This is a genomic window from Novosphingobium sp. PASSN1, assembly GCF_002278815.1.
Map to the genome: position 1 here is coordinate 48,361 of NZ_NKIS01000008.1, position 13,155 is coordinate 61,515.

The 13,155-nt window shown below is 63.6% G+C and carries 10 protein-coding genes; 9 read left to right on the forward strand and 1 reads right to left on the reverse strand.

Features of this window, described 5'->3' with window-relative positions; translation table 11 throughout:
- Positions 1–65 precede the first annotated feature (65 nt).
- From CFE35_RS14165 to CFE35_RS14175, 3 genes are all read left to right on the forward strand, one after another.
- The gene (locus CFE35_RS14165) at positions 66–2,465 is read left to right on the forward strand and encodes a glycosyltransferase family 4 protein (RefSeq protein ID WP_292931398.1); all 2,400 of its coding nucleotides are present in this window, start codon (positions 66–68) and stop codon (positions 2,463–2,465) included.
- Positions 2,462–3,757, forward strand: coding sequence for a glycoside hydrolase family 130 protein (locus CFE35_RS14170; protein ID WP_292931400.1), 1,296 nt, complete (start codon positions 2,462–2,464; stop codon positions 3,755–3,757). The genes CFE35_RS14165 and CFE35_RS14170 overlap by 4 nt, the downstream gene beginning before the upstream one ends.
- 486 nt (positions 3,758–4,243) lie before the next feature.
- Positions 4,244–5,008, forward strand: coding sequence for a TetR/AcrR family transcriptional regulator (locus CFE35_RS14175; RefSeq protein WP_292931402.1), 765 nt, complete (start codon positions 4,244–4,246; stop codon positions 5,006–5,008).
- A 79-nt stretch (positions 5,009–5,087) separates the two neighbouring features.
- Here the strand turns inward: CFE35_RS14175 and CFE35_RS14180 are convergent, their stop codons facing one another.
- Positions 5,088–7,409, reverse strand: a complete 2,322-nt coding sequence (locus tag CFE35_RS14180; RefSeq protein WP_292931404.1) for a TonB-dependent receptor — start codon at positions 7,407–7,409, stop codon at positions 5,088–5,090.
- A 338-nt stretch (positions 7,410–7,747) separates the two neighbouring features.
- Here CFE35_RS14180 and CFE35_RS14185 point away from each other — a divergent pair, with 338 nt between their 5' ends.
- The 6 genes from CFE35_RS14185 (at position 7,748) to CFE35_RS14210 (ending at position 13,103) form a co-directional block, all read left to right on the forward strand.
- Positions 7,748–8,344, forward strand: coding sequence for a VOC family protein (locus tag CFE35_RS14185; protein ID WP_292931406.1), 597 nt, complete (start codon positions 7,748–7,750; stop codon positions 8,342–8,344).
- Between the two features lie 57 nt (positions 8,345–8,401).
- The gene (locus CFE35_RS14190; protein ID WP_292931408.1) at positions 8,402–9,733 is read left to right on the forward strand and encodes an acyl-CoA dehydrogenase family protein; all 1,332 of its coding nucleotides are present in this window, start codon (positions 8,402–8,404) and stop codon (positions 9,731–9,733) included.
- A 126-nt stretch (positions 9,734–9,859) separates the two neighbouring features.
- Positions 9,860–10,714, forward strand: a complete 855-nt coding sequence (locus CFE35_RS14195) for a fumarylacetoacetate hydrolase family protein (protein WP_292931410.1) — start codon at positions 9,860–9,862, stop codon at positions 10,712–10,714.
- 46 nt (positions 10,715–10,760) lie between these two features.
- The gene (locus CFE35_RS14200) at positions 10,761–11,081 is read left to right on the forward strand and encodes a hypothetical protein (protein ID WP_292931412.1); all 321 of its coding nucleotides are present in this window, start codon (positions 10,761–10,763) and stop codon (positions 11,079–11,081) included.
- Between the two features lie 199 nt (positions 11,082–11,280).
- Positions 11,281–12,549, forward strand: a complete 1,269-nt coding sequence (locus CFE35_RS14205) for a dihydrolipoamide acetyltransferase family protein (protein WP_292931414.1) — start codon at positions 11,281–11,283, stop codon at positions 12,547–12,549.
- A 47-nt stretch (positions 12,550–12,596) separates the two neighbouring features.
- A complete protein-coding gene (locus CFE35_RS14210) occupies positions 12,597–13,103 on the forward strand; it encodes a flavin reductase family protein (protein ID WP_292931416.1) in 507 nt (168 codons plus the stop codon).
- Positions 13,104–13,155: the final 52 nt, after the last annotated feature.

A 13,155-nucleotide genomic window follows, 5' to 3' on the forward strand; every position in this document is an offset into this window, starting at 1 on the left:
CGGCGCGGGGCCAAGGTCCGTCAGCGTAGTTTCCGAGGGCAGACGCCGCGCCGCCGACCGGCCACTTGGACGCACGCTCTCCCAAGAAGGACACCGCCATCGTGGCCGATCAGACTGTCTCGTTCATCAGGCCTCAGGCCGCCGCAGACTTCCTTCCGGCAGGCCAGGCCTGGTCTTCCAGCGCTGCACAGGCGATGCGTATCGTGTTCATCGGCAATGCCCTGCCCCGGCGCTGCGGCATCGCCACGTTCACCACCGATCTCGAGCTGGCCATGCGCCATCAGGACGAAACGGGCGAGACCGCGAGCGTGGCCATGCGCGATCACGGCACCGCCTGCGCCTATGCCGAGCCGGTGCGGCTGGAAATCGCGCAGGACGAGCCCGGCGCCTATCTCGCGGCGGCGGAGTATATCAATGCGGCGGGCTTCGATGTGGTTTCGCTCCAGCACGAGTTCGGCATCTTCGGCGGCGAGGCGGGAAACTATCTCCTCGGGCTGATCGCCGCGCTGCGCGTTCCGCTCGTGACCACGCTGCATACCGTGCTCGACCAGCCGAGCGAGGCGCAGCACGCGGTGATGATGGCCCTGCTGGCCGCCTCGGCGCGGGTTGTCGTCATGGCGCGCAGGGCCCGCACTATCCTCATCGAACGCTACGGCGCCGATCCCGCGCGCATTGCGGTCATTCCGCATGGCATTCCCGATCTGCCGCTGGCCGACCCGCAGGATGCCAGGCATCGGCTCGGGTTCGCCGACCGGCAGGTGATCCTCACTTTCGGCCTGCTCAGCCCGAACAAGGGCATCGAGGTGATGATCGAGGCCATGCCCATGGTGCTCGCGGCCGCGCCCGATGCGGTCTATGTGGTGATGGGCGCGACGCACCCTGCCTTGCTGCGCGCCGAGGGCGAGGCCTACCGCGAGAGCCTGCTCGCGCGCGTCCACGCGCTGGGCCTCGATGGCCACGTGGTGTTCATCAACCGCTTCGTCGATCAGCCGGAACTGCTCGACTACATCGCGATGTGCGATGTCTATGTGACGCCCTACCTCTTTGAGGCGCAGATGACCTCGGGCACGCTGGCCTATTCGCATGGCCTTGGCCGGCCAGTGGTCTCGACGCCCTACTGGCACGCCGCCGAACTGCTGGGCGACGGGTCGGGCGTGCTGGTTCCTTTCCGCGATCCCGTCCGCCTCGGTGCAGCGGTGGCCAGCCTCCTCACCGACGAAGCGGCGCGCCTTGCGATGGGACGCGCCGCCAGCCGGGCGGGCCGGCTCGTCACCTGGACAAGGACCGCGCTCGCCTACCGCGCGGCCTTCCAGACGGCCTGCGCAGAAACGGAACCGAAGCCGGGGGCGTTGCCGCTCGCCCACTTTGCCGCGATGTGCGACGATACCGGCCTGCTCCAGCACGCCGTCGGCGGCATTCCGGATCGCCAGCACGGCTATTGCATCGACGACAATGCGCGCGCGCTGCTGCTTACGCACGCGCTTGGCAGCGCGCGGCTGGCCGATCTGCCCACCATCCAGCCGCTGCGGTTTGCCGCCTTCATCCAGCATGGCTGGAACCCGGATCGTCGGCGCTTCCGCAACTTCATGGGATTTGACCGCCGCTGGCTGGAAGAGGTCGGTTCGGAAGACAGCCATGGCCGCACCTTGTGGGCGCTGGGCATGACCGCAGCCGAAAGCCCGGACACGGATCTGGCGCAATGGGCGGCCAACCTGTTTGCATGGGCGCTCGAGACAGTGGAGGGTTTCACCTCGCCGCGCGCATGGGCCTTCACTCTGCTGGGCCTGCACGGCTACTCGGCAAGGCGACCGTTTGACCGCAAGGCCAGCCATATCGGGCTTGTCCTTGCCGAGCGGCTGCAGGAACTGCTGCTGACCTGCAGCCGCGACGACTGGACGTGGTTCGAAAACCGTCTGACCTATGACAATGCGCGCCTGTGCGAAGCACTGATCGTCACCGGACGCGACGCGGGCCTGCCGCACATCGCCGATGCGGGGCTTTCGCCCTTGCGCTGGCTCATCGCCCGCCAGACCGCACCGGGCGGCCATTTCCGGCCGGTCGGATCGGAAGGCTTCCTCCTCGCCTCGCGTGAGCCGCAGCAGTTCGACCAGCAGCCGCTGGAAGCCTGCGCCACGGTTGCCGCCTGCCTTGCCGCCAGTACGGTCGATGGCGATCCGTACTGGCAGACCGAGGCAGCGCGCGCCTTTGCCTGGTTCTCCGGCGCGAACGATCTGGGCACCGCGCTGGTCGATGCGGGCACTGGCAGCTGCCGCGACGGGCTTCACCGCAACCGCGCCAACGAGAACCGGGGGGCGGAATCGCTGCTGTCCTACCTGATGGCGCTGACCGACATGGACCGCTTCGGCGAGAGACCGGCAGTGGAGATCCCGGCCCGCACAGTTGCGCGCAAAGTCGAAGTGCCGATCGACCCGCCCCATGCCATCGGCAGCGGTTGCGGGACATGAACCAGAGCCCATTCTTCAACCGCCATCCCCACTACCTGCGGCCCGATCCCTCCCGCGTCATCGTCCGCGCCTTCCGCCCCTCGGTCGAGCCGCGCGACTACAATCCGATCGATACGTCGCGCGCCAACCACATCGTCGACCGGGTCCTGGCGATGGACGAAACCGAGGCGCAGAGCGTGCTCGACGGCGTGCTCGAAAACTTCGACGATCCGCAGCGCAACCTGCTGGAAATATTCGAGGAGCGCGCGGCCGAGATGGATCAGGTCTTTGCCGGGCATGCCGCCTTCACGCCGATCCAGCGCAGCCTTGTCGGCGCGTACTTCCTGCACGAATACAGCTTCGAGGCCGCCGCGCTGTTCAACCCCAGCATCGTGCCCCACCCCGACCAGAGCGGAGTGGAGCCGGGCAGCTTGCGCTTCATCCTCTCGCTGCGCGCAGTGGGTGAAGGGCATATCTCGTCGCTGACATTCCGGCGCGGCACGATCAGCGGCGAAGGCGAGATAAGCATCGAGCCGCCCGTCCGGCTCGCCTGCCTGCCGCACATCGCGCGCCGGGTGGGGGACAAGATCGACCTTTCCTTTGCGGAAGGCAGCAATATCTCGCAGCGCGTGATCTTCCCGATCACCGAGGCACAGGCCAACGGCATCGAGGACGCGCGCTTTGTCGCGTTCAAGGATCAAGGGCGGACGACTTATTACGCGACCTATACCGCTTATAGCGGGCGTGCGATCCGCTCCGAACTGATCGAGACCCGCGATTTCCAGTCGTTCCGGCTGATGCCGCTCAGGGGCGCGGCGGCGGTCAACAAGGGCATGGCGCTGTTTCCGCGCAAGATTGGCGGGCGCTATGCGATGATCGCGCGCTACGACAATGAAAGCTTGCATCTGGTCTATTCGGACGATCTGCTCGAATGGAACCACGGGGTGCCGATCCTTGGCCCGAAATACCCATGGGAGTTCGTGCAGATCGGCAATTGCGGATCGCCGATCGAGCTCGACGAGGGCTGGCTGCTGTTCACTCACGGCGTGGGGCCGATCCGCCGCTATTCGATCGGCGCGGTGCTGCTCGACAAGCACGACCCGTCGCGCGTGATCAGCCGGGCTGAGGTGCCACTGGTGCAGCCCGCAAAGTCCGAACGCGAAGGCTATGTGCCCAACGTGGTCTATTCCTGCGGGGCGATGAAGTTTGGCGGCCGCATCGTGATGCCTTATGCCATTTCCGATACGTTCTCGACCATTGCCACAGTAAAGATCGACCGGCTGCTCGAAGTCTTGCGGCCGCTGCCTGGCTGAACACAGAAGCTTTTGTCACCTGGCTGCCCCAATCGGGAATGGCCGCCAGTAGCATGCTTCGGCACCCGATGAGCAGGCTACTCCTAGGCACCTGGCGCCCCACACCCGCCCTCTCGTATCAGCCACCGCGGACGCCTGCTATGGCGCAAGCTGCCGATCGCGCGCTCGCGATGCACAGATCGGCAGTGCGCCTTGCGAGCGGTGGGCGAGGTATTCGCTGGAACGAGCGGCATGGGCGGGATCTGGAGCTCCCATTGACCCAAACGGCGGATCGACAATGCAAAACCGGATCTGCCGCGCGGCAGGCTGGATGATTTGCACGCGTCGTCCCATAATGACACTTTTGACATTTGGGATTGTTGACTAGGAACTCCTATCGACATTTCGTCGAAATGCATATTATTCGGGCAGGACAGGGCATTCCCGCAAGATGACCGAACACGCACAGGACGATTGGATGACTTGCTACAAGACAGGGCTGCCGGAATGACCAGCGCGAGCCCGGCCACACCGATCCCAGACGCGAAACCCGATCATCGCATCGAAGTGGCGCGCCGTCGGCGTGAGACAATGCGTGCGCGGATCATGGCCGCAACGATGAAGGTGTGCTCGGCAAATCCCACCGTCATCCCGACCATTGACGAGATCATCCAGACGGCGGAAATCTCTCGCGGCGCGTTCTATCGCTATTTCAGTTCCTCGCCGGAAGTCATCGAGGCTGTCGGCGTCGAACTGATGAACGAATTGGCCGATGCCATCGTCTCGATCTACGACACGCTGACCGATCCCCTCCAGCGTGCCTGCGTCGGCACTTTTCTGGTGCTCGGCCGGGCGGTTCATGACCCAGAGTGGGCCTCGTTCATTCTGCGCGCCGATCTGACGATCCACAATTCGCGGGTGATCGAATATATCCGCCAGGACATGAAGACCGGTCTCGAGGCCGGGTACTTCCGGATCGCCAACGTGCAATGGGCGGCAGAGTTCCTCATGGGCATGAACCTTACCGGCATCCGCGGCCTGATGGTCCGTCCGGACGAGGATATCGAACTCTATTGCCACGAGGCAGTGCGCTTCGTTCTGCGCTCGCTCGGTGTGGCCGAAGACGAGGTATCGCGGGTCATGGCGTGGGGCGACCAATACCTCAGCGCGCATGGCGCCCGGGCCAACTGGTGGGAGCGGGGAAAGGCTGATCCTGAGATCGCCGTGAAACCGCCGCGCAAGAAGCCTTCGGCGCGCAAGATCGCCACCTGACGCCGGACTTGAAGGCGGACACAAAAAATCGCCGGCAGCTTAGGGCTGCCGGCGATTTTTTTGTGTGGTGGTCAGCGGCTCAGTACTTGAAGTGGACCGAGACCATGATCGTGCGGTGCTGCGTGGGGCTGGCCATGTAGGCACCATAGAACGCAGCGAAGCGCGGATCGATCGTCGGGCTCGCGAAGTCCTCGCTGATCTTGTCGAACGCGTTCTTGACCAGAAGATCGATGCCCCAACGGTCATTGCGGCCCGAGAAGCCCGCCGACAGGTCAACCGTGGTCAGTTCCCGTGACAGGAACTGCTCCTGGCGCTGATTGAACATCGAACTGCGATGCCGCAGGGCGGCATTGGCGTGGATGCTGAGGGCGTCGCTCAGGTCGCGCTCGTAGCTCGCATTGAGATTGAGAATGACCTTCGGAGCCTGCGTGCGCCGGAACGCCTGATAGACCGGCGCGCCCTGCGCATCCACCTTCGGTGCGCTGGTGGCGGCATCGATGGGCTGGATCGTGCCCACCGCGTCGGAATAAGTAAAGCTGCCGCCGAACTGGAACTCCGGGGTCACCTGGAAGTTCGATTCCACTTCGAAGCCCTTGCTCCGCGCCGGTCCGTTGGCGGTGATGAAGCCAAGCGGCCCGCCGGTGAACACGGTATCCTGGAACCCGGCCACGTCGGTCCAGAAGCCGGTCAGGTTGAAGCGCAGACGCCGGTTGAACAGCGTCGACTTGATGCCGACTTCGTAGGTCTTGGCATATTCGTTATCGATCTGCGAGCCAGCGCGGACGAGCGCCGCGGGCACCTTGCCGCCCACCAGCAGCGGCGGCGGGATGGCGATCGTGTTGGTCTCGGCAAAACCGCCCGACTTGCTGCCGTGCCCGAACGAGGCAAAGGCCATCACGTCCGGCGTGACGTCGTATTGCAGGCTGACGTTGCCATCGAGGAAGTTGTTCGAGAGCGCCAGCGGTGTGGGATCGAACGGAGGGTTGGCGATCGTGTTCCAGATCGTTGGCGCACTGGTGACGATACGGCCGAAGATCACGTCCTTCTTTTCGTGCGTCCAGCGGATACCGCCAGCAAGGCGCAGGCCGGGCGTGATCTTGTAGGCACCCGAAGCGAACACCGAGATGTTCTTGGTGTCCTGGTTGAAGTTGTTGCGGAACGTACCGTTGAACAGCTGGCCCGAAACGGGGTTCGGCGGCGGCGGGAAGGCAGGAACGCGGAAGTTCTGGTCTTCGATCGATTCCCAATGGCTGGAAAGGTAAAACACGCCAGCCATGTATTCGAGCGGCCGCCCGCCCGGCGATTGCAGCCGCACTTCCTGTTGAAAGTGATGGTACTTTTCGCGCCGGATGAAATCGACCGTATCGTCCTTGCTGAAGTCGAAATCGTCGAACATGCGCAGCTTGTAGGAAACGTAGGAACTCTGCGCGACGAGGGTGTGTTCGCCAAGCGCGAGTTCTGCCTTCACGCTGCCCACGTGGGACTTGGTATCATGATAGGTATCGCCGGTGGGGGACGCCGTCATGCGCTGATTGACCTCGCCGCCCAGCACGCCTGAGCCGAACTCGGCGGGCAGAGTGGGGCTGATGATCGAATAGCTTGCGCCGCGCTGTTCGTTGCGGGCGTACTGATAAGAGCCGGTTACCGTGAGGTCTTCGCTCAACCGGCTGCGCAGAATGCCGCGCAGCCCGAGATCGCGCTGTTCCGGCCCCTTGTGGTTGTTGGCGGTGTTGCGCACCCAGCCATTGAGGTCGTTGTAGTGGCCTGCAAGGCGCAGCGAGGTCTGGTCCGAGAGCGGCAGATCGGTTGCGGCATCGAGGGAATAGCCGCCATCGGCCACTTCGGCACCGGCGCGGCCTTCGAATGCGAAGCTGTCGCCGGGCTGCTTGGTGATCACGCTGATCGCGCCGAGGCTGGCATTCTTGCCAAGCAGGGTGGACTGGGTACCTTTGATGAATTCCATCCGGTTCACGTCGAAGAACGACGTCGTGTAGAGCCGCCCTTTGCCCATGAACACGCCGTCGACGAACAGGGCCTGTGCCAGATCGAAGGCCTGCGAGCGGGCAATCGTGCCGAGCCCGCGGAAGGTCAGTGCAAGGCCATCATCCGGCGCGCGGCTGAAGATGACGCCGGGAACCGACTTGACCGCCTGAAGCAGATCCTTCGAGCCGGTGCGAGCAAGCGTTTCGCCGCTCAGTGCCTGCACGGTCACCGGAATGCGCTGCACCGATTCCGAACGCTTCTGCGCGGTCACGACGATGTCGCCGATGCCTGCGGTTTCGGCAGCCGGCTGGCCGTTTGGCTGCGCCGGAGTCTCTTGCTGCGCCCACGCCGGGGCTGCGAGCCCAAGTGCCAGACCGGCCGCGCTCGTGCGCAGATACCATGAAGTCCTGAAGTTCATCCCGTGCTCCCTCTCCCCGACGCAATGCGCCGGCCCGAAATCCGTTTTCCGAAAAAGAGGCGAATGCCGATTCGCGCCTGCCTCATCCCGGAGCCCACCGCTTATCGTGCGGAGTTGCGAAGTGACACATATGTCATGCCGACAATGTCGTCCATATGAAAAGTGCAGGAGGGTGTTCGGGACAATGCACCTGCCCCGCCGAGGCACGGTCAGCACGGCGCCAAATTTTCATATAGACATTTCTGTCATCCTGACGATACTATCACGCATGAGGCAGATTCGAACTGCCGGAATGATCCGAGGCCCAAAGGCAGCCCGCGATGCGAGAGGATGTGACGATGACGAGCGAAGGCAAGACGCAGCACCACCCCAATCTCAAGTTCAGCCATTTCGGCTTTGCCGTGCATGATATTGAATTTATGCGTGATTTTTATACTCGGGTGCTCGATTTCACCGTCACGGATCGCGGCCATGTCGAAGGGATGGACCTGATCTTTCTCTCGCGCGATCCGGACGATCATCACCAGGTCGTGCTGGCATCGGGCAAGCCGCAGGGCATCCCGGCCCACCCGCACAATCCCCAGTTCGGCAGCGTGATCAACCAGATCTCGTTCAAGGTCAGCTCGCTCGAGGAACTGCGCAAGATCCATGAGATCTTCCTGGCCGAGAACGTCGCCAGCATCTTCCCGGCGAACCACGGCATCGCGTGGTCGATCTATGCCCACGATCCCGAGGGCAACAATCTGGAGTTCTTTGTCGATACCGACTGGTACTTCCCCCAGCCGTTCCTCGTGCCGATCGACTTCACCATGACCGACGCGGAAATCCGCGCGGCGACCGAAAAGTTCAGCCGCGAGCAGGAAGGGTTCGAACCCTACGGCGAATGGCGCAAGCGCTTTGCCAATCGCATGAACGTCTACCGGGCCTACGCCTGAACACGTCTGCGAGCGTGCCTAATTCCAGCAAGAAACAGAAATTGAGAGGAGAAAACCATGGCGACCGTACAGCCCAAGACCGTGACCGATAGCGCGATGCCTTATGCCCGCAAGGGGTCCTCTGTGACGGCGGCCGCCCCGCCGCCGCTGCGCCTCCTCACCCCCTCGATCCAGAGCGGCAATATCGACGTGAGCGATCTGGATGGCCTCGATCCGGTGGCCCTGCGCAAGGAACTGGTGCGCCGGGCCAGCACGCTGCGCCCGCTGCTCGATCGCAATGCGCAGCAGACGCAGACCGATCGCCGCGTGGTCGAGGAGAACATCGAGGCGATCCGCGCGGCGGGCCTCATGCGGATCACCGTGCCCAAGCGCTATGGCGGGCTCGAGACCGATATGCGCACCTTCCTCGACGTTTCGCGCGAACTGGGCATGGGCTGCGGCTCGACCGCCTGGGTGACCACGCTGATGAACATCTGCTCGTGGTTTGCGGGCTTCGGCAGCAAGGAACTGCAGGATGACATCTGGGGCGTGAACCCCGATTCGCGCATCGCCGGCGTGTTCGCGCCTTCGTCCACCAGCGTTGCGGTCGAAGGCGGGCTGAGGGTTACCGGCAAGTGGGCCTGGGCCAGCGGCTGCCTCCATTCCGATTGGGCGCTGGTCGGCGTGCCGGTGGTTGATGCCGAAGGCAACCAGATCGATCAGGGCTTCGCGGTTCTCCCGATGCGCGACGTGACGATCGAGGATACCTGGTATGTCGTGGGGATGCAGGGCACCGGCAGCAACACCATCGTTGCCAACGATGTGTTCGTGCCCAGCCACCGTATCGTCAGCGTGCCAGCGCTGATCGAAGGGCGCACGGCCACACCGTTCGCCGACGAGAAGCTCTATCGCTCCTCGTTCATCCCTGTGGCGGCCCTCGGCCTTGTCGGCCCGCAGCTCGGGCTTGCCACGCGCGCCATGGAATATGTGCGCGAGAAGGCAAAGACGCGAGGCGTTTCGTATTCCTTCTATGATCGCCAGATGGATTCGCCGAGCTTCCAGCTGGGCCTGGCGGAAGCGGCCTCGCTGCTCGATATGGCGCACCTCGTGGCCTACCGCGCGGCCGAAGATATCGACAACGCGGCGTCGGAAGGCCGTTGGCTGTCCTATCTCGAACGCGCCCGCGTGCGGATGGACGTCGGCAAGGCAGTCACCCTTGCCCGCGAAGCGATCGATACGCTGATCTCGATCCATGGTGCCGGTTCGTTTGCGGAAGGCAGCCTGATGCAACGCCTCTGGCGCGATTGCGAAACGGCTGGACGCCATGCCGTTATCTCTCCGTCGATCAGCGCGGAAGTCTATGGCAAGGCCCTGCTGGGCATCGAGGGCGATGTCACGGCGCTGGTCTGACCGGGCAAGGAAGCGGTGATGCGCAGCCGGTTTGCGCATCGCCTGCCCACGTATCGCCTGCCATGCCCGGCCTGATCATGGTCTTGCCGCATCCCCCGAGTGACGTTTCAAGAGAGGTATTTCAGCATGAAGCTAATCCGTTTCCACAACGGCAATGAGGTCCACATCGGTGCAGTGGAAGGCGATTTCATCATCGACCTGACCACTTCGGGCTTGCCCTTTGCGACCATGCTGGAGCTGATTGCGGCGGGTCAGCAAGGGCTGGACGCGGCCCATGCGGCGCTGGAACGGCGCAGCCAGCTCGTTCCTTTCGACCGTTCGCTGCTGCTCTGCCCCATCGAGAAGCCGGGCAAATACCTCGCCATCGGCATGAACTATCAGAAGCACCTCGAGGAAGCGGACAAGCTCGGCGTCACCCGGTCGAAATATCAGGTCTGGTTCAACAAGCAGACCACGTGCCTGACCGGCCCATTCGATGAAATCGTGACCGGCGTGACCGAGAAGCTCGATTATGAAGTCGAACTGGGCCTCGTCATTGGCAAGGCCGCCAAGATGGTGTCTGCCGGAGACGCGCACAATCACGTCTTTGGCTACTTCGTTGCCAACGACGTATCCGCGCGCGACTGGCAGTTCCATTCGCCGACATTCACGATGGGCAAATCGTTCGATACGCACGGCCCGATCGGTCCGTGGATCGTCACGCGGGATGAAATCCCCGATCCCCATACCCTCGAGATCAAGTGCTTCGTCAACGGCGAGCAGCGTCAGTCCAGCAACACGCGCCACCTGATCGCCAATCTCTGGGAGCAGATTTCCTACCTCTCCACCGCGTTCACGCTCGAGCCGGGCGACCTCATCGCGACGGGTACGCCGGAAGGCGTCGGCGTTGCGATGGACCCGCAGGTATTCCTCCAGCCCGGAGATGTCGTGCGCTGCGAGGTCGAAGGTATCGGCGCGATCGAAAACCGCGTCGCCGCATAGCCTGCGATCGAAGGGCGGTTTGCCCGTGCAAGTTGGAGTTGAAGCTATGTGGATCCGTTCTGCCTTCTGGACTGGCGAACCTGTGGAACCCGAGGTGTTCGATAAGGCGATCAATGCGGAACTGGTGCCGGCGCTCGGGAAGCTGCCGGGCGTCAGCAGCGCAAGGGCGCTCTGGCCGCGCCGCCTCGAAGATGGTCCGCCGGCAATCTATTGCCAGATCATCGTCGAGTTTGCCGATCTTGCGGCGCTCGAGACCATGCTGGCATCGGCAGAACGCCGCGCGATGCGCGAACGCGTGCGCGAAGTGGCGGCGTCCTTCAACGGCCATATCAGCCACATCGACTACGAAGTAGGCGTGGCCGGGTAGGTTCGATTTCCCGCAGCCTGCTTGCCCGCAGGCGCTGGTGTGAACGAGGTGCAGAGCCCCTGAGCATCCGGGGTTCTGCACTCCGGTGCCGCACATCCTGAGGCTGGGCCCGCGCCGCCGCACTGGCGGATCACCGATCATCTAACCATGCAGCAGCGGCTCCCTATGCCGCGGCGCGAAGACGTTTGGGAGACTGAAAGTGGCACTCGAGCTCAAAATGCCTGCGCTTTCCCCCACGATGGAAAGCGGCAGCCTGGCCAAATGGTTGGTGAGCGTGGGCGATCTCGTCAAGCCGGGCGACATCCTCGCCGAGATCGAGACCGACAAGGCGACGATGGAATTCGAGGCGGCGGATGAAGGCCACGTCACCGAAATCCGCGTTCCCGAGGGGAGCGAGAACGTGGCGGTTGGTGCCGTCATCGCCGTGCTTGGAGAGGCAGCGGATGTTGCCGCGCCAACGCCGCAGCCCAAGCGAGAAACGGTCGAAGCCACGCCAGCAATGGCGGTGCGCGCGGTACCAGATGTCGCAGTGCCCGCAGAGCCAGCCACGGCCACTCCTGCCACAGCCGCGCCGTCCGCAGCAGACGCAACTCCGCTGGCGCGTCGTATCGCCGATGCGACCACGCTCGACTTGAGCGGCATAAAAGGAACTGGCCCGCGCGGGAAGATCGTGAAGGCCGACCTTGGCCTGAAGCCGATCTCAGGTGCCCCTGCCGCCACTCCGGCAGACCAGTCGAGCCTCGAGCGGCCTGCTCCCGTTATGCCGCCTCCTGCAGATGTTCCGGTCGAGACGATGAAACTGCCGGGCATGCGCAAGACCATTGCGCGCCGCCTCACCCAATCGAAGCAGACGATCCCGCATTTCTACCTGACAGTGCGGTGCAACATCGACGCGCTTCTGAAGCTGCGGCAGGATATCAATGCAAGCCTTTCGGATCACGGCGTCAAACTGTCGGTGAACGACCTGCTGATCAAGGCCATGGCCCGCGCGATGGAACTGGTTCCGGATACCAACGTCCAGTTCGGCGGGGAGCATCTGCATCGCTTCTCGCGCGTGGACATTGCGATGGCGGTTGCCATCGAGGGCGGATTGGTCACCCCCGTCATCCGTGACGCAGGCGCCTTGTCGCTCTCTGCAATTGCGCGGCAGAGCAAGGACCTGGCAGCAAAGGCTCGCGCCGGGAAGCTGATGCCTGCGGACTATCAGGGCGGGACGGCCTCGATCTCGAACCTCGGCATGTTCGGGATCGACGAGATGATCCCCGTGATCAACCCGCCGCAAGCCTTGATCCTCGGTGTCGGCGCCGGCATCGAGCAGCCTTGGAAGGTCGGCAGCGAGATCGCGCTGGCGACCATCATGGCGGCAACCGCCAGCTTTGATCACCGCGTTATCGACGGCGCGATTGCAGCGCAATTCATGGCGGCGCTGCGCAATCTGATCGAAACACCCATGCAGCTGGTTTCCTAGGCGTCACTTCGGGGAGGCGTTGACATGATCGCAAAAAGGCGAGCGACATGACCGAAACCGACATCCAGACCGTGATCGAACCGGGGCACTTCCGGTCGGTCCTTGGCCATTACCCGACCGGGGTCTGCGTGATCACGGGTGCGGACGAGGATGGCACGGCTGCGGGACTGGTGGTTGGCAGCTTCACATCGGTTTCGCTCGATCCGCCGCTTGTGGCGTTCTTTCCGGATCGTTCATCCAGCAGCTGGCCCCGCCTGCGCGGCAGCGGCTATTTCTGCGTCAATGTGCTGGCGGATGACCAGATCGATCTGTGCCGCCGCTTTGCTGCGCGCGGGGGCGACAAATTCGAAGGCATTCCATACCGGCTTTCGCGGCGCGGGATACCGCTGCTGGGCGGTGTGGTGGCGCATATCGAATGCGCCATCGCCGACGAGATCGACGCCGGAGACCACACCATCGTGCTAGGCTTGGTCGAGGCTCTGGCAGTGGAACGTGCCGCCGGCCCGCTCCTGTTCCTCAAGGGGACGTATGGAGCTTTCGCGGCCGACACTTAGGCTCCGAACGCCACTTTCTTCTCAACCCGCTGGGGCTGGCCCGCTTCATCAC

Excerpts from the sequence above, each read along its gene's own strand:
- CFE35_RS14170 (WP_292931400.1), top strand. The coding sequence starts at position 2,462 with ATGAACCAGAGCCCATTCTTCAACCGCCATCCCCACTACCTGCGGCCC.
- CFE35_RS14175 (WP_292931402.1), top strand. The coding sequence starts at position 4,244 with ATGACCAGCGCGAGCCCGGCCACACCGATCCCAGACGCGAAACCCGAT.
- CFE35_RS14180 (WP_292931404.1), bottom strand. The coding sequence starts at position 7,409 with ATGAACTTCAGGACTTCATGGTATCTGCGCACGAGCGCGGCCGGTCTG.
- CFE35_RS14185 (WP_292931406.1), top strand. The coding sequence starts at position 7,748 with ATGACGAGCGAAGGCAAGACGCAGCACCACCCCAATCTCAAGTTCAGC.
- CFE35_RS14190 (WP_292931408.1), top strand. The coding sequence starts at position 8,402 with ATGGCGACCGTACAGCCCAAGACCGTGACCGATAGCGCGATGCCTTAT.
- CFE35_RS14195 (WP_292931410.1), top strand. The coding sequence starts at position 9,860 with ATGAAGCTAATCCGTTTCCACAACGGCAATGAGGTCCACATCGGTGCA.
- CFE35_RS14200 (WP_292931412.1), top strand. The coding sequence starts at position 10,761 with ATGTGGATCCGTTCTGCCTTCTGGACTGGCGAACCTGTGGAACCCGAG.
- CFE35_RS14210 (WP_292931416.1), top strand. The coding sequence starts at position 12,597 with ATGACCGAAACCGACATCCAGACCGTGATCGAACCGGGGCACTTCCGG.